The organism is Rufibacter radiotolerans (assembly GCF_001078055.1).
GTDB classification, from domain to species: domain Bacteria; phylum Bacteroidota; class Bacteroidia; order Cytophagales; family Hymenobacteraceae; genus Nibribacter; species Nibribacter radiotolerans.
This window is the reverse complement of sequence record NZ_CP010777.1, coordinates 4,124,986-4,140,307: the sequence shown is the minus strand read 5'-3', so window position 1 is coordinate 4,140,307 and position 15,322 is coordinate 4,124,986. Positions and strand designations below refer to the sequence as shown.

The window sequence follows — 15,322 nt, the reverse complement described above, 5'->3', positions numbered from 1 at the left end:
AACGAAATTTTTGATGCTGTCAGAATCTTAGGCTAATTACGGGTTGTAAACCTGTACTCTATGCAAACCAGTCTTTTGGGCGGCCGCTGGCTTTCGCTCCCCTGCCTTTTCCTTCTTTTTTTATTAGGCTGTAAAACCGCCAAAGAAGCGCCGGTGGCCACCGTACCGGCCCCGCCGCCCTATGGTCCCGAAGTGATCAAACAACAGATTCTCTCCTCTGAAATAGGCAAGAACCGGTTTGTGGGCTTCGCGCTGTATGACCCCGCGCTGGGTAAGATGGTGGTGGAGCATAACGCCGATAAATACTTCGTGCCCGCTTCCAACACCAAGCTGTTCACCTTCTACGCCAGCCTTAAAATGCTGGGCGATTCTATTCCGGCGCTCAAGTACGTGGTGCGCGGCGATTCCCTTATCTTCTGGGGCACCGGTGACCCCACCTTCACGCACATGGACGTGAAAAACTCCGTGGCCTATGATTTTCTGAAGAACCGCAAAGAGAAACTTTATTACCTGGAGGCACCCTTCACCAGCACACCCTTCGCCGTTAACTGGGGCTGGGATGACTACAACTATTACTACCAGCCTGAACGCAGCGTTTTCCCCATCCATGGCAACATTGTGAAGTTCACCCGCAAGGGAGGCCCCACCCAGAAGTACACCACTACCCCCGCCATTTTCAAGCCCACCATTAAAACAGACACCGCCCGGTACGCCCACGGCGATGCTTTTGTAAGAGCCTGGCGCACCAATGACCTGACCTATTTCCCAAAGCACGCTTCCGCTGATTTCTCTGTGGAGGTGCCCTTTATCCCGTCGCCGGACATGACCGTGCGCCTGCTCACGGATACCCTTAAACGGAAAGTGACGCTGCTCAAGAACCGACCGCTGCCCCAGGGCGCGCAGACCTTCTACGGCCTTCCGACCGATACTGTAAATAAGCGCATGCTGCAGGTGAGCGACAACCTGTTTGCCGAGCAGTTGATGGCCCTCTGTTCCGGTACCCTGTCAGATACCCTGAGTGTGGAGCGCGCCATCAAGCACGTGATGAAAACCTACCTGGCCGACCTGCCTGATGCCCCGGTGTGGGTAGACGGTTCAGGCCTTTCTTCCATGAACCTGTTCACGCCCCGCAGCATCATTGCGTTGCTACAGAAAATCCAGCAGGAGCGCCCCGAGGAACGACTGCTGCCCCTCATGGCGGCGGGTGGCCAGCCCGGCACCTTCCGGAGTATCTATAAAGCCGAGGTACCCTACGTCTTCGGGAAATCCGGGACCCTGGCGCACGTACACAACCAAAGCGGCTACATCAAAACCAAAAGCGGAAAACTGCTGCTCTTCAGCTTCATGAACAACAACTTCAAAACGTCCTCCAGTGAGATCCGCAACGAGATGGTGCGCATTATGACCGAGGTGCATGAGAAGTATTAGCAAGGTGAAAGGTTCTCTTTCTTGAATTATCTTTCCAGCTGCTTACACCATCATCTGTCAGCACCTGTATGTTCTGTCATTTTTCCACCACCTCTCTGTCATCCTGGAAGGATCTTGGTAGCGAACGGTAATAACGTTTACTACAACGCTCCACTAGTTCGCCCACAAGGTCCTTTCAGGAGGACAAAAGAGGAAGGGTAAATGACTTCCATTTTAAGCCTACTTTCCGGAAAACAGCCTCAAAACGGGAAACAATACCCCACAAAAAACCGGCCCTTCGTCTCCACTGAAAATGGAAACGAAGGGCCGATTGCTTTTACACAAAAACTGTCTAGTCTGCCACCACTATGCGGTAGGTGGCGCTGGCTTTAGGACTACTTACGGTCAGGAAATAAAGGCCGGGGGCTAAGGCAGACGTGTCAAAAGAACCATCGGCCGCCAGGGCCACTTTATTAGTTCTGCCTACCGCATCCTGCAAAGAAACAGAGACGGCCGTACCCGGGGCCGAAGCTTTCACAAATACCTTCTGGCCACGGGCTACGGGGTTGGGGTAGGCCAGGTTTTTGTCTTTAGTAGAGATTTCCTCACCGGCAGAAAGTACGTTAGGCGGAAATTTGGTGCGCAGCAGGTTGTTGAGTTCTGGGTTCACGGCGGGGTTATCATAGCCCAGCGCCCAGATGCCAATTCCGGCCAGTCCTTTGGTATTCACCAGGTCATACTTCAGGCCCAGGCTTTCGGCGTCATCATAAAAGGTCTGGAACCACTGCCCGTTCTCCTGGTACACATAGTAAGGCACCGAGCCCTGGCTGTTCCATTGGCGGGTGTAGCCATTGGCCGCTATCTCGGCTTTGGCGGCGGCGTAGGTGCGGGAAACAGAAGCTACTTTGCTGTTTTGAGTGGTAGCCGTAGATCCAATGGCATCGGTAGAGGTGGCCCAGCGCCGGCCGTAATAGGGCAGTGCCAACAATAGTTTGGAAGCCGGAAGTGCTGTTAAATACCCGTCTACCGACTTGGTGAGGTTGAGGGTAGGGCCCCAGTATGACCAGCTGCTGGGGGCCAAAGGCGCTACCGGGCCGGCGGTAGAAGAGCCGGCGTACCAATAGTCATAGCCCATGATCAGGAAATCGTCTACCTGGGTCATGGCGGCCACATCAAAGGCGTTGGTGGCACTGTACAGGCCAGGCAGCGCAATAGAAACCCGGGAACCCGGAATCTCAGTGTGGAACCGGTCAGACAGGGTGTTCATGAAACTGGTGAGAGCCGCTCTCTCCGCCGAACCCACGGTTTCAAAGTCAATGTTCACGCCATCGCCGTTGCGGGCTTTTACTACCGAAATAAGGGTAGAGATCAGGGTTTCGCGGCGGGTGGCGTCGTTTAAGATAGACGCGTTATTGGCGCTCCCGAAGTTAGTGACGGTCAGGACTACCTTGGTGCCCGCGGCGTGCGCGGCCTCAATCAGGCCGGTTGTTTCCCAACTCCGGAGGTTGCTGTAGCCGCCGGTGCTGGGGTTCACCTCATAAGAGAAGTAGGCCACGGTGCTGAGGTTGCTGAAGTCATAGGTGTTCCAGGTTTCGCCCTGCCAGTACGGGTGCCAGCCGAAAACCTTTTTGCCCAGGCGTTCGCCGGTACGCTGGGTACTTGCCTTGGTGCCAGTCCTGCGGGTAGCCCGTAATGCTTCGGTGTCGCGGCCTAAGGCGCGGTCGTACTCAGCATCGGTCTTGAAATTATATTTGTGGTAACGGGTCATTTCTTCGGCATGAATGGACTGGCTTTGGGCCTTTGCCAAGGGGCTGGCAAAGAGTAGAAGAGAAAAAAGGAGTACGTAGAGTTGTTTCATGGAGAAGGGGGCAGGGTTAACGTAAAGAGCTACTGCTTGTTAAATTAATCAAATAATTTAACAAGCAGTAGCTCTTAGGGTCAATTCTTAAAAAACTTAGTAGAGGGCGGCGGTGCGTAAATCCATTAAGGACGCCTGCGGCGAGACACGTTTGGCCCGCAGGAAACGCTTGAGCTCGTTGGCGTCATGGTTGGCGGCGGCGGGGTCCATGCTGTTAATGCGCACCCGACCCGCCGAGTGGATGAACTCATTGTTGCCAATCCACATGCCCACGTGCACCACGCGCTCGGGCCTGCCGTCTTTGGCAGGTGAACCGAAAAACAGCAGATCGCCGGGCTTGAGGTTCTGGAACCCGCTTTGGGTATCAATCAACTCACCAATGGTCACTTGCTGCGAGGCATCACGGGGTAAGATTAGACCGTTCATGAAATACACGGTTTTGGTAAAGCCGCTGCAGTCTACTCCTTTGAAAGAGGTGCCGCCCCATAGGTACGGCAGGCCCAGCAGCTTTTTAGAGGTCTCTACCAGGTTCTGCTCAGAAGGCTTGCGGGTAGCGGCCCAGGTGCTGTATTTCTCGGTTTCAGCGGTAGGCACAAACGCGAGGCGACCATCCGGGAACTCTACTTCATAGAAATCTTTGGTCTTGTTCTTTAGCACCATCACATCACCATACACCAAATCTGAGACCGTGGCGCCCTGCTTGTTGGGTTGGGCAAAGGCGAAGCCATACGGGTTCAGGTACAATAATTTCTCACCCTTCTGCCAGGCCGCAAACGCGGATTCATTCATGAGCTTGATGGCGCTGGCGTCTACCCACGCTAAATACTGGTCTGGGGTCTGCACCAGAAACCAGCCGCCTTTGTGCTTGAACACCTTGAGCGGCGTTCCCATGGTGGCCTGCGTGGCGAGCTCTGCCGGGTGTTTGGGCTCTGACCGGAGGTTGGCTACTGAAAGCGTGACCACTGCTTGGTGGTTGCCTTCCAGGTCGGCGCCGGGTAGTACTTGTATGCTATCCTGGAAAGAGAGCCCGGCCTTCTGCAGCCGTTCCACCAGTGCGGCCTTGGCAGCGGGTACATTGGTTTCGCCGGTGAGTACGTTGCCGTTGGCTTTCACGTCAAAAAGCACCACCCGCTTGTCTGGGGCAAACTGCTGGCGGGTAGCGTCTACGTGCGCAGTCAACGCAGAAACAGGCGCGGCCGAAGGAACGGTAGCGGCTGTGTCTGGCGCCGGTTTGGTGCTGGTGCAGGAAGCCAAAAAGGCGATTAGCAGGAGAAAGGGGGCAGTGTTTTTCATAATTGCGAGGTCTGGTAGGCGAAATATAAGGCTTTTGTGCTTCATCCTGAACAGGAAGGGCGGGTAACTCGTTCCTGTTGCTTAATTTAGGCCATGCATTGTTCTTTTGCCCCCCGCGTTTTAAGGCCATTTCCCAGAAAACAGCTCCAAAACGGGTTAATCTTTTTTTGCCTGGCTTTCCTGTTTTGGCAGTGCGGCCGTCCGCCCCAGAAGTCTACCCGGTTATCTGGTACACAGGTAGTGCAGGCGGCTGCGCGGCTTTCCCCAGCAGAGCGCGAGAAGTATCTGTCGTCTAGGCTGGCCAAAGACAGTCTGCCCACCTTCCTGCGCACCTTCAGGCCTGTTACGTTGACCGCCACCGCTCCTAACGGCCAACTGCTACAGGGCATGTGCTTTGTTATGCCAGACTACCTGGCCGTGGGCTCTGACAAAGATTTTGTGCGCATGCCTCTGCAGCCCAAAACCGCCCAGAAGGTAGCCGAAGCCCTGGGCTGCACCCTGCCTACCCGCAAGATTGTAGACGCCATCTACGCCGCCGCTAAAATAAAACTGGAACCCATTCCGCTTACCAAAGACCGAGACAGCGTACGCACGTTTCTGCAGCACAACCAACTCATAGAGAACCAGCGCAAAAGATATAAACTGGGTCTGCTCACGGCCGGCCACAAAAAAGACGTGGTGCTAACGCCCCGGCTTCGGCGCCAGCCAAGGGCTAACCGGGTGGCCATTTATGGCTGGCACCAATTGGACGGAAGCCCCATTCAGCCGCTGTACCTGGGCCACATAGACACTTATACAGATTACAGCCAGGGTATTAGGCTGGTGCTGGACCGGTTTGAGGTGGCCGGCTCGGTCTACACCCTGCAGCAACTGCTGGCCCACCCGCTGTTTAAGCATCTGGTCTGCGACGAGGAAATCTGTGAACCGGTGCGCTATTAACCACGGGCTGTTTTGGGCCTGTTTTCTGAAAAACAGGCCCAAAACGCTTTTGCCATTCCGTATCTTTGTAAACCACACAAGTAACGTTTAAGAATGAATTCATCTGTTGCATCGGTTTCCATTATAGACTACACGCCTGCCCACGCCATCCTCTTCCGGGAGCTGAACCAGGCCTGGATTGAGCGCTATTTTGAAATGGAGGAACTGGACCATAAATCTCTGGGCAATCCAGACGGCTACATCATTGCCAAGGGCGGTCATATTCTAATGGCCGAGCACAATGGCGAGATAGTAGGCACCTGCGCCCTCATTAAAGTAGACGACCAGACCTATGAATTGGCCAAAATGGCTGTGACTGATAAGGCGCAGGGCCTCAAGATAGGCAAGCGCCTGGGCGAGGCCGCCATCCAGAAAGCCCGGGAATTGGGCTGCACCAGCTTGTTCCTGCTCTCTAACCGCAAACTGGAAACAGCCATTCACCTGTACCGCAAGCTGGGCTTTATAGAGGTGCCAGATGATTTCAAGGAGTACAAGCGCGCCGATATCAAGATGGAGCTCTCGCTCTAGCAAGAATCAAGCTGCCCCGTTTTTTGTAAGATTTACCCCAGGTAGGCGTCTGGTGCGCTTACCTCTAAAAACTGAATTCCATCACCTTTTACATTTTTCTATGAAAGTTTATTTGTCTCTGTTGCTGTTTGCGTTGCCCGTGGTGACCTGGGCGCAGAGTGCCACCGTACAGGACCGGGCCAACCTTCAGCCGTTGGCGGGAGTGCGGGTAACTCCCGTGCAGGGGGGCGGCGCGGTCTTAACAGATGCCAAAGGAAGGTTCAGCACCCAAGAGTTCAGGGACACCGACAGCCTGCGGTTTGAGCGGCCAGATTACCAGGCCCGCACCGTGGCCGTGAGCCAGCTCAGGACCCTGCATTACCGCGTGTTGCTTTCTGAGCGCAGTTATTCTCTGGAGGAAGTGGTGGTCTCTGCCAGCAAGTTTGAAGAGAAGCGCGCCGATGTGCCGCAACAGATTCAGGTGCTCAAAGCGAAGGACCTGGCCTTCCAGAATAACCAAACCACCGCCGATGTGCTGCAGCAAAGCGGCCAGGTGCTGGTGCAGAAAAGCCAGGCCGGCGGCGGAAGCCCCATCTTACGGGGTTTTGAGGCCAACAAGGTTTTGATGGTGCTGGACGGCGTGCGCCTGAACAACGCCATTTACCGGGGCGGCCACCTGCAGAACGTGATCACGGTAGACAACACCGCGCTGCAGAAGGTAGAAGTAGTGTTTGGGCCGGGCTCAGTGGTCTATGGGTCAGACGCGCTGGGCGGGGTAGTGCATTTCTACACCAAGAACCCTGTGTTAGGTGATAGCGCCGGTACCCACGTGACAGGCAGCGCCTTTACCCGCTACGCCACCGCCAACCAGGAGAAAACCGGCCACGTAGATGTGTCGGTGGGCGGAAAACGCTGGGGGAGCTTCACTAGCCTTACCTATTCAGATTTTGATGACCTGCGGCAAGGCAAAAGACGCAACCCGTTCTACGGCAACTGGGGCCTGCGCCCCTTCTACGCTGACCGCGTGAATGGGAAAGACGTGATGGTGCCCAATGAGAACGTGAACGTGCAGAAACAAAGCGGCTACCAGCAGTATGACGTGCTGCAGAAAGTGCTGTTCCAGGCCAGTCCTACCACCTCGCACGTGCTTAACCTGCAGTACTCCACCTCTTCAGATATTCCGCGCTATGATAGGTTGACCGAGGTAGACAGCAAAGGCGTGCTCAAGAGTGCGCAATGGTACTACGGTCCGCAGGAGCGTTTGCTGGCCGCCTACACATTTGCTACGCAAGGCAAGGGCTGGCTGGAGAACCTTCGGCTGACGGCCGCCTACCAAAGCGTAGCCGAGAGCCGCAACAACCGAAGCTTTGGCAAAACCCTGCTTCAGCATCGCAAAGAGCACGTAGACATCTTCACGCTCAACGCAGACGCCAGCCGCCTGCTAGGCGACCATGAACTGCGCTACGGCCTGGAAGCAAGCTACAATGACGTGCAGTCCAGAGCCTACGGCGAAAACATAGACACCGGCGCCCGCTCCGCCCTGGACACCCGCTACCCCAGCGGTGGGTCAGACATGCGCACTGCCGCCGCCTATTTCACCCACACCTGGGAAATCACGCCCCACTGGATTCTCTCTGACGGACTGCGCGTGAGCCGGGTAGAACTGAACGCCGATTTCACAGACAAGCGCTTCTTTAATTTTCCTTTTGATGAAGTAAGCCAGAAGAACACCGCCGTGAACGGTAACCTGGGTCTGGTCTTCCAACCCGGCCATGACTGGCGGCTGGCGGCCGTGGCTTCCTCGGGGTTCCGGGCGCCCAACGTAGATGACCTAGGCAAGGTGTTTGAGTCGGTGGCCGGGCAGTTGATTGTGCCTAACCCCAGTTTAAAGCCCGAGTACACCTACAACGCCGAACTGTCTGTTGGCAAAACCATTCTGCAGAACGTGCGGGTAGAGGGCACCGGTTTCTACACCTGGTACCGTGACGCCATCACCACCCAGCCGTTCCAGTTCCAGGGGCAGTCGGTGGTGGACTACAACGGCCAGCCCAGCCGCGTCACCGCGAACGTGAACGCCAACAAAGCCTACATCTACGGTGCCAGCGGCTCTCTGAGCGCGGACATTACCCAGGCCTTCCGGTTGGCCTCCACGCTTACCTACACCTACGGCCGTATCAAGGCAGAGCCACAAGATATTCCGCTGGACCATATTGCGCCCGTGTTCGGGAAAACCAGTCTGTTTCTCACGCTGCCTAAATTCCGGTCTGAGTTTTTTGTGCAGTACAACGGCTGGAAACGCCTGGAAGATTACAACCCCGTAGGCGAGGATAACCTGCAATATGCCACCCCGCAGGGCGAGCCGGCCTGGTATACCCTCAACCTGCGCACCGCCTACCAGTTCCACCCAAGGGTACAGGTGCAGGCGGCCCTGGAGAATATCCTGGACCAATTCTACCGCGTATACGCCTCCGGGGTGAGCGCTCCCGGCCGCAATTTAGTGTTGACGGTTAGGGGGAATTTTTAAGGGAATCTGCGTGTAGAAAGCGCATAGATTCTGAAACAACATCGGCTCCCGTTTCGGGCCTGTTTTTAAGAAAACAGGCCCGAAACGGGAGCCGATATATTAGCCCTCACAGGTTCTGGAAATCTATGAGGGCTTTTTGTTTTTAGTGAGACACTCGTAGGAGCTTCGCACACTACGAGGTCATAGATGTCTGCTTCTCTTTCTGGTTTCCTCTTTGTTCAGCTTCTCTTCCATTATGTCATCTTTTCCTGCTGTCATCCTGAAAGGACCTTGTAGGCGAACTAGAAAAGCGTTTACTCTGGCGTCATTACCGTTCGCTACCAAGATTCTTCCAGGATGACAGAAGGGGAGAGGTGCAAACTGGAAAAGAAAGATGCTCTTCTCCCCTGCCTTCTTGGAAAGCTCTTGTGAACAATGAGTAGTAACGCTAATCAATTGCCTTTCAAGTTCGCCCACAAGGTCCTTTCAGGATGACAAAAGAGGGAAGGCAGCAGACTGCTTAGCTTAATGTAGGTAGGCAATTTTGAAAAGAAGAAGCTTCCGCTTTGGGCCTGTTTTCAGGAAAATAGACCCAAAGCGGAAGCTTGAGAAATATGAGAATGAGATGTGACTTCGGATCTAAAGTCTAACAACTAATCACGAACAACTAATCACGAACAACTAATCACGAAAAGCTTACTGCACCTGTGTCTTATCCACGCGTTTAGGGGTCTTTTTACCCTGCACGAAATCCTTGGCGCCCAGGGCCACGGCTTTAATCATGTTGGTCATGTGGGCCATGTCCAGGCTGCTTACTTCGTCATCCACGGAGTGGTAGAGCTTGTCTTTGTCAATCTGCACGGAGGAGATGGTATGGGCCGGAACGCCCAGGCGGGCCAGGGTGGCGTTGTCTGAACGGTAGAACAGGTTCTGGCCGGGGTACGGGTCTGGGTGGAAACTGTAGGGCGTGCCTTTTACGGCCTGCTGCAACAGCAACCCGAAGTCTGATTTATCAAAGCCGGTAATGTAGGCACTGTTAGGACCGAACTTAGAGCCTTTGCCTATCATCTCAATGTTGAACATGGCCACAATCTCATCGGGGTTCAGCTGTTTGGAGAAATGCTGGGAGCCGTAGCCGCCAATCTCCTCGGCCGTAAAGGCCACAAAGAGAAGCGTGCGCTCTGGTTTAGGCTGTTTCTTGAAGTGGTTGGCCAGCGTAATGACGGCGGTAATACCAGAGGCGTCATCGTCGGCGCCGTTGGCTATGGAGTCACCATCTACCGCTTTCTGGAAACCAATGTGGTCATAGTGACCCGAGAAGACAATGTACTCATTGGCGCGCTTGCCCGGGATCATGCCCGCCACGTTGGCCAGGTCCATTTCCTTTACCTCGTTCTTGATCTCCACGTCAAAAGAAGTCACCTCAGTGAGCGGCGACAGCACATAGATGAGCGTAGAGCCTTTGCCAAGTTCGGTGACCGGGCTAGACTGCTTAAAGTATTCCGCGTAGCGGCTGAACATCTCCTGGTGTTTAGGGTGCACCATTACCAGTAAATCTTTCTTCTGCTGGCGGGCCTTGTTTATGCCCTGTCTGAAATCATCGTTCTCGCCAATGAAAACGGGCTTGGGCGCTTTGTCTTCCCACTCCACCTTGCGGTGCACGGTGCTGTAAAAGAACTCTTCGGGCTTTACCCGTTTGCCATTGATCTCAATATCGGCTTTGTCTGAAGTAAGGCTGTACATCTTAAACTCCTGCTTGAAGTCTGTGTCGCCGGCCAGGGGTTGCAGCCCGGCTTTCTTGAATTCATCAGAAATGAAATTGGCGGCTTTGTCAATGCCCGGGGTAAAGGTTTTGCGGCCCATCATCTCATCGGCGGCAAGGGTGTTTATAATGCGGGCAACATCTTTTTGCTTGATGTCTTTCTGCGCGAAGGCACCGGACAGCGGCAAAAGCGCTAGGCCAAGGGCAAGGGTTTTTCTGAACGTCATAGGTGTTTTAAATGAGTTGCGTGAGACAAGTGGCGTACGGGTGGGGTGGCCTGGTACGTATTAGTCACTTAAATGAAAGGTTTCTTACGGCTTTACCGGATGAAGATATCTGTTTTAAGCCTGATTTTCATAAAACAGCCCTAAAACATAGCAGAATCCAAGGCATCCGGCTCCCGCCGATGTCTTTACCTGGCAACTTGGGCCACAACGTTACGGAGTCTCTTCTTCCTGGGGTGTAGGCGAGTTTTCTTCCTGGGCAATGGCTTCTTCCTCGCCTTTCACCTCCACGGCGTAGTCGCCCAGGTAGTCTTCAATGTACAGCATCTTTACCAGCACCATGATCACGGCCACCAGCGGCACCGCCAGAAATAGCCCCCAGGCGCCGGCCAGCAGGCCTAAGACCAACTGGCCCATAATGGTAAGCACCGGCGGTAAGTCAATGATGCGTTTCTGCACCAGCGGGGTGAGAATATACCCTTCCAGGCTCTGAAGCCCAATGAAGAACAGCACCACGGTCAGGGCCTTGCTGGGGTCCTGCACCAGCGCCAGCACCGCCGCCGGAAAACCGGCAATGAACGGCCCAATGTTAGGAATGAATTCCAGGAGACCGGCAAAAACCCCCAGCAGCAACGGAATAGGCACGCCAATAATATAGAGGCCCAAGGTAGTGAGCGAGCCTATGATGGCCATGGCCAGCACGGTGCCCTTGAGCCAGCCCCAGAGCGTGAACCGGAGCACATGGATCACTTCGCGGGCCCGGGGCCGGTGTTTCTTGGGCACCAGCCGCACCAGCCCGCTGGCGGTTTCCTGGGGCGAGATGGCCAGATAGATACCCACTACCACAATGATCAGGATATTGGCCAGCACCCCAAAGGTGGAGGAGAAAAGCGAGAAAGCGTTTTTCATGATGAAGCTCTCCCCCTTGAGAAGCTCCTCTGGGGTGGGGATCTGCTTGAGCAACTGGTCTCCGTAGGGAAGGGAGGCCACCTGGGCCCGCAGTTTCTCCAGCACAGTGGGCAGGTCTTCCCGTAGCTCCTCCGTCTGCCGGGAAAGGCTGGGCCCCAGATACATGAATGCCCCCGTAATCACGCCTGCCAACAGCAGGCAGACCAGGGCCAGGGCCCATTTGTGTGGCAATCTCAGGTGCCGGTGCAGAAAGTTGCTGAGCCCGTGCAGCAGAACGCCAAACAGAACGGCGGCAAAGAACACCAGCAGCGTAACAAAGGCCATTTTGATGACTGTATACAGCAGAAACAGCACAACAAACACAAAAGCCACTATTAAAACTTTTCTGATAAAGTGCTGCGAGGGGCCCGGGGTGTGCGGGCCAGACTTGATGGGAACAGGCATAAGCGCAGATCAGGAGTAAAAACGGTTTCTACAGCCTTTTACGTAAATAAGCAACAAAACGCTATATATTGCACTCTGTATATTTGGAAGGCGCTAATTTGGAAGTAATCGCAACCTTGATCTGTAAAAAATAGTAGAAAAGATAGAAATTGGCGCAACCATTTGCGCCCGTTTTCGATAAAATGGATTCGTCTGCTTATGAGCACAAGTAGATAGACCCAGAGATTTTTCCCTGGAATTTATAGGCATCTATACATCTTAAATTTTACAACTATGGAAAACAAAACCAATCAGCCGGGCCGTCAGCCAAACGCTTCTGCCCAGGATGCAACTTCTTACGAACAAGATTCAGCCAGAAACCAACGTTCAACTAACCAGAGCCAGTCTTCAGTGAATGCTTCCAGCAGACAGCAAGACCAGTCTTCCAGCCGCCAGCAGCAGCCACAAGGCTCTTCACAGCAACAGCCGCAGGGTTCAGCGCAAAGTATGTTGAATAACTTCACCAGCAGCTTAAGCAACGTGCAAGTGCCACAGGCCGTGAAAGACATGGGTTCTAACGTAGCCCGTTCTTTCAACAGCTTAACCACTACCCAGAAAGTAATTGGTGGTGCTGCCATTGCCTTGGGCGCCTCTTACTGGGCCGCTTCTTCACAAGGCTGGATAGGCCAGGGCAAAACAGGTAGAAAATCAAAATCCTCTACCCGCGGAACCCAGCATTCATAAGGACAATAGAAGAGTTTAGAAGCTATTTGAAACGCAGTATTTGCAGAGGTGATGGCTAGAGTAAGGTACTGCCAGAAAGGGCAGGTCTCCCCTAGAAACGGAAAACCTCATTGCCCCGGAAGCAACCACCAGAAACAGCGGTCAGAATACGCAAAGCCTGATACTTGAGTAGCACCTAAAACAGAAAAGCCGAACGCGTTATGTGTTCGGCTTTTCTGTTTATATAAACTAGCGGTTAGCGGTTAGCGGTTGCCGCCCCGGCTACCGCCGGAAGGACGTCTGCTTCCGCCGCTGCTGCTACCCTGGCTGGCGCCCTGGGTAGAGTTAGGTCTTCTGTTTCCGCCACCCTGGCCTCTTCTGCTGCGGCCAGCTTCGCCGCTGCGGTTGCTGCTTCCGCCACCGCTGGAGGCGGAGCGGGCTTTGTCAGTGGTTCTTCCGCCGGCCAACGGAAGTTTGGAATAGTTGGCGTGGAACGGTTGGCCTTCTTCTACCGGTATCTCCTGCTTGGTCAGTCTCTCAATGTCGCGCAGGTACGGAAGCTCCGTGTCATCGCAGAAAGAAAGGGCCATGCCGTCGGCGCCGGCGCGGCCCGTACGGCCAATGCGGTGCACGTAGGTTTCTGGCTCGTTGGGCAGGTCAATGTTGATCACGTGCGTAAGGTCATCCACGTCAATACCGCGGGCGGCGATGTCAGTAGCCACCAGAGCCTGCAGCTCATTGTTCTTGAACTGGGTAAGGGCTTTTACGCGGCTGCTCTGGGCTTTGTCGCCGTGAATGGACTGCGCCGTGATGCCCGCCTTGGAAAGCTCCTTAGCAATGCGGTCTGCGCCGTGTTTGGTGCGGGAGAAAACCAGTGCGCGGGTAATGCCTTCCTCCTGAAACAGGTGTCTCAGCAAAGCACGTTTCTCCAGTTTTTCCACAAAGTATACTTTCTGGGAAATTTTCTCAACGGTGCTGGAAACGGGCGTTACCTCTACATACACCGGGTCTCTCAAGATGCTGGCAGACAGCTTCTGAATCTCCTGGGGCATGGTGGCGGAGAATAACAGCGTCTGGCGTTTGGCCGGAATCTGAGCAATCACCTTGCGTACATCATGAATAAAGCCCATGTCTAGCATGCGGTCTGCCTCATCCAGGATAAAGGTCTCAATGTGTTTCAAGGACAACAGGCCTTGGTTCATCAAATCCAGCAGTCTACCGGGGGTAGCCACCAGAATGTCAACGCCGTTTCTTATCTGCTGTACCTGGGGTACCTGACCCACGCCGCCAAAAATAACGCTATGCTTGATGTTGGTATGACGGCCATACGACTTGATGCTGTCCCCAATCTGCAGGGCCAGTTCACGGGTAGGGGTTAAGATCAACGCCCTGATGGCTTTGGCCGGGTGTGCCGGACCTGCTTCATGCAGGCGCTGTAAAAGCGGTAAGCTGAACGCGGCTGTTTTGCCGGTTCCGGTCTGGGCGCAACCCAGCATGTCATCGCCGTTTAACACCGGCGGAATAGCTTGTTCCTGGATGGGAGTGGGAGTGGTGTATCCTTCTTCCTGCAGGGCCTGCAGAAGAGGTTCAATTAAATTTAGTTCTGAAAATGTCATGTTGATTGATAAAGGCCGTCAGTGATTTGGCCATGCAAGAAAAGGCGAGTGCATCAGCCCCGCTGGATATAAGACACAAAGATAGGTAAAAAGATTCAGTGTGCGTTTTGGGCCCGTTTTCAGGAAAACAGGCTTAAAACGTAATTCCCTTTCCTCTCTTCTCAGGCAACCTTCGCCCATAAAACAGGTTAAAAGGAGAGAAGATAAAACCAATATGTTATGGCAAAGAAATTGACTTTAAGAAGCGTTCAGGCAGAAACAACAGCGCCTGGCCAACAGAAAAATAAGCGCAAAAGAACCACCAGAAAAGCAGGCAAAAAACGCCTGAACAAATGGCTGCGGTCCGGCATCAGCGGCTTGGCGGGCGCCCTGGCTGTAACGGCGGTGCATGAGACCGTACGGCGTTTTTACCCAGATGCCCCGCGTATGGATATTCTGGGCATGCGCGCCATTACCAAAGGCTTGCGCTATGCTGGTCAAACCCCGCCCAATGATGACAAATTACATACCTGGTCCTTGGTAGGCGATATTATTTCTAATGGCCTGTACTATAGCCTCACCGGCGGCGGCAAAAAAGCCTGGTGGCGCGGCTCTATTCTGGGCACGGCCGCCGGTATTGGCGGCGTGGTATTGCCCGGACCCATGGGCCTTGGCGCAGCCCCCAGCAACCGTACCCGCCAGACCCAAGCCCTCACCGTGGGGTATTATCTCCTGGGCGGGTTAGTAGCCGGCGGCGTGGCCAAATGGCTGCGGAGTGTGAAGGTGTAAGGAAAAGGCCTTTACAGCCGAAGTCCGTTTTGGGGCTGTTTTCAGAAAAACAGCCCCAAAACGGACTTCGGCCATTTCAAAGGTATTGGGTGGTTAGCTTTTTTTGCCAGAGCCGCTTTTCTTGCCGCCGCCGTCATGTTTGTTTACGGTGGCCCAGGCGCGTTTTTCGGCTTCTTCATGGCCTACGCCTTTCTTCTCGTAGCTGTCTTCTATGTGTTCGGCCTGCCGTTTCTGTTTGTCTGTGTAGGCAGATTTATCTCCTTGTGGCATACTATCCTCCTTTCAGGTTTAAGTGAAATTCTACTTCTTTTATACGAGGCTGAACCAGAAGGAATTGCACCTAAGAAGGAA

At 54.2% G+C, this 15,322-nt stretch carries 12 protein-coding genes; 6 read left to right on the top strand and 6 right to left on the bottom strand.

Annotated elements, in window-relative coordinates; genetic code table 11:
- Positions 1 to 60: 60 nt before the first annotated feature.
- Complete coding sequence (locus tag TH63_RS16810) at positions 61 to 1,428, top strand: D-alanyl-D-alanine carboxypeptidase (protein WP_048921968.1); 1,368 nt, start codon at positions 61 to 63, stop codon at positions 1,426 to 1,428.
- A 331-nt stretch (positions 1,429 to 1,759) separates the two neighbouring features.
- Here the strand turns inward: TH63_RS16810 and TH63_RS16805 are convergent, their stop codons facing one another.
- Both TH63_RS16805 and TH63_RS16800 read right to left on the bottom strand, forming a co-directional pair.
- On the bottom strand, positions 1,760 to 3,265 hold the full coding sequence (locus TH63_RS16805) for a glycosyl hydrolase family 18 protein (protein ID WP_048921967.1): 1,506 nt from the start codon (positions 3,263 to 3,265) through the stop codon (positions 1,760 to 1,762).
- Between the two features lie 96 nt (positions 3,266 to 3,361).
- Positions 3,362 to 4,558 carry a C40 family peptidase gene (locus TH63_RS16800; RefSeq protein WP_076606520.1) on the bottom strand — a complete coding sequence of 399 codons (1,197 nt, stop codon included), beginning with the start codon at positions 4,556 to 4,558 and terminating at the stop codon, positions 3,362 to 3,364.
- 240 nt (positions 4,559 to 4,798) lie between these two features.
- Between TH63_RS16800 and TH63_RS16795 the strand changes: the two genes are divergently transcribed.
- The 3 genes from TH63_RS16795 to TH63_RS16785 all read left to right on the top strand — a co-directional run bounded on the left by TH63_RS16795 (position 4,799) and on the right by TH63_RS16785 (position 8,567).
- On the top strand, positions 4,799 to 5,497 hold the full coding sequence (locus TH63_RS16795) for a hypothetical protein (RefSeq protein WP_197088580.1): 699 nt from the start codon (positions 4,799 to 4,801) through the stop codon (positions 5,495 to 5,497).
- 93 nt (positions 5,498 to 5,590) lie between these two features.
- The gene (locus tag TH63_RS16790; RefSeq protein WP_048921965.1) at positions 5,591 to 6,064 is read left to right on the top strand and encodes a GNAT family N-acetyltransferase; all 474 of its coding nucleotides are present in this window, start codon (positions 5,591 to 5,593) and stop codon (positions 6,062 to 6,064) included.
- Positions 6,065 to 6,164: 100 nt separating this feature from the next.
- The gene (locus TH63_RS16785) at positions 6,165 to 8,567 is read left to right on the top strand and encodes a TonB-dependent receptor (RefSeq protein WP_048921964.1); all 2,403 of its coding nucleotides are present in this window, start codon (positions 6,165 to 6,167) and stop codon (positions 8,565 to 8,567) included.
- A 675-nt stretch (positions 8,568 to 9,242) separates the two neighbouring features.
- Here the strand turns inward: TH63_RS16785 and TH63_RS16775 are convergent.
- Together TH63_RS16775 and TH63_RS16770 are read right to left on the bottom strand one after the other, a co-directional pair.
- A complete protein-coding gene (locus TH63_RS16775) occupies positions 9,243 to 10,535 on the bottom strand; it encodes a M20/M25/M40 family metallo-hydrolase (RefSeq protein WP_048921962.1) in 1,293 nt (430 codons plus the stop codon).
- Positions 10,536 to 10,745: 210 nt separating this feature from the next.
- Entirely contained in the window at positions 10,746 to 11,885 is a 1,140-nt protein-coding gene (locus TH63_RS16770; RefSeq protein ID WP_048921961.1) for an AI-2E family transporter, read from the bottom strand.
- A gap of 273 nt (positions 11,886 to 12,158) precedes the next feature.
- On the opposite strand from TH63_RS16770, the gene TH63_RS16765 reads away from it, so the two are divergent.
- Positions 12,159 to 12,608, top strand: coding sequence for a hypothetical protein (locus tag TH63_RS16765; RefSeq protein WP_048921960.1), 450 nt, complete (start codon positions 12,159 to 12,161; stop codon positions 12,606 to 12,608).
- A gap of 242 nt (positions 12,609 to 12,850) precedes the next feature.
- Here the strand turns inward: TH63_RS16765 and TH63_RS16760 are convergent, their stop codons facing one another.
- Complete coding sequence (locus tag TH63_RS16760; RefSeq protein ID WP_048921959.1) at positions 12,851 to 14,203, bottom strand: DEAD/DEAH box helicase; 1,353 nt, start codon at positions 14,201 to 14,203, stop codon at positions 12,851 to 12,853.
- A 219-nt stretch (positions 14,204 to 14,422) separates the two neighbouring features.
- Between TH63_RS16760 and TH63_RS16755 the strand changes: the two genes are divergently transcribed.
- A complete protein-coding gene (locus TH63_RS16755; protein ID WP_231583497.1) occupies positions 14,423 to 14,971 on the top strand; it encodes a hypothetical protein in 549 nt (182 codons plus the stop codon).
- A 93-nt stretch (positions 14,972 to 15,064) separates the two neighbouring features.
- Here TH63_RS16755 and TH63_RS20610 read toward each other — a convergent pair whose 3' ends face one another.
- Positions 15,065 to 15,241, bottom strand: a complete 177-nt coding sequence (locus TH63_RS20610) for a hypothetical protein (RefSeq protein ID WP_048921958.1) — start codon at positions 15,239 to 15,241, stop codon at positions 15,065 to 15,067.
- Positions 15,242 to 15,322 lie beyond the last annotated feature (81 nt).

Excerpts from the sequence above, each read along its gene's own strand:
- TH63_RS16810 (WP_048921968.1), top strand. The coding sequence starts at position 61 with ATGCAAACCAGTCTTTTGGGCGGCCGCTGGCTTTCGCTCCCCTGCCTT.
- TH63_RS16805 (WP_048921967.1), bottom strand. The coding sequence starts at position 3,265 with ATGAAACAACTCTACGTACTCCTTTTTTCTCTTCTACTCTTTGCCAGC.
- TH63_RS16800 (WP_076606520.1), bottom strand. The coding sequence starts at position 4,558 with ATGAAAAACACTGCCCCCTTTCTCCTGCTAATCGCCTTTTTGGCTTCC.
- TH63_RS16790 (WP_048921965.1), top strand. The coding sequence starts at position 5,591 with ATGAATTCATCTGTTGCATCGGTTTCCATTATAGACTACACGCCTGCC.
- TH63_RS16785 (WP_048921964.1), top strand. The coding sequence starts at position 6,165 with ATGAAAGTTTATTTGTCTCTGTTGCTGTTTGCGTTGCCCGTGGTGACC.
- TH63_RS16775 (WP_048921962.1), bottom strand. The coding sequence starts at position 10,535 with ATGACGTTCAGAAAAACCCTTGCCCTTGGCCTAGCGCTTTTGCCGCTG.
- TH63_RS16770 (WP_048921961.1), bottom strand. The coding sequence starts at position 11,885 with ATGCCTGTTCCCATCAAGTCTGGCCCGCACACCCCGGGCCCCTCGCAG.
- TH63_RS16765 (WP_048921960.1), top strand. The coding sequence starts at position 12,159 with ATGGAAAACAAAACCAATCAGCCGGGCCGTCAGCCAAACGCTTCTGCC.
- TH63_RS16760 (WP_048921959.1), bottom strand. The coding sequence starts at position 14,203 with ATGACATTTTCAGAACTAAATTTAATTGAACCTCTTCTGCAGGCCCTG.
- TH63_RS16755 (WP_231583497.1), top strand. The coding sequence starts at position 14,423 with ATGGCAAAGAAATTGACTTTAAGAAGCGTTCAGGCAGAAACAACAGCG.
- TH63_RS20610 (WP_048921958.1), bottom strand. The coding sequence starts at position 15,241 with ATGCCACAAGGAGATAAATCTGCCTACACAGACAAACAGAAACGGCAG.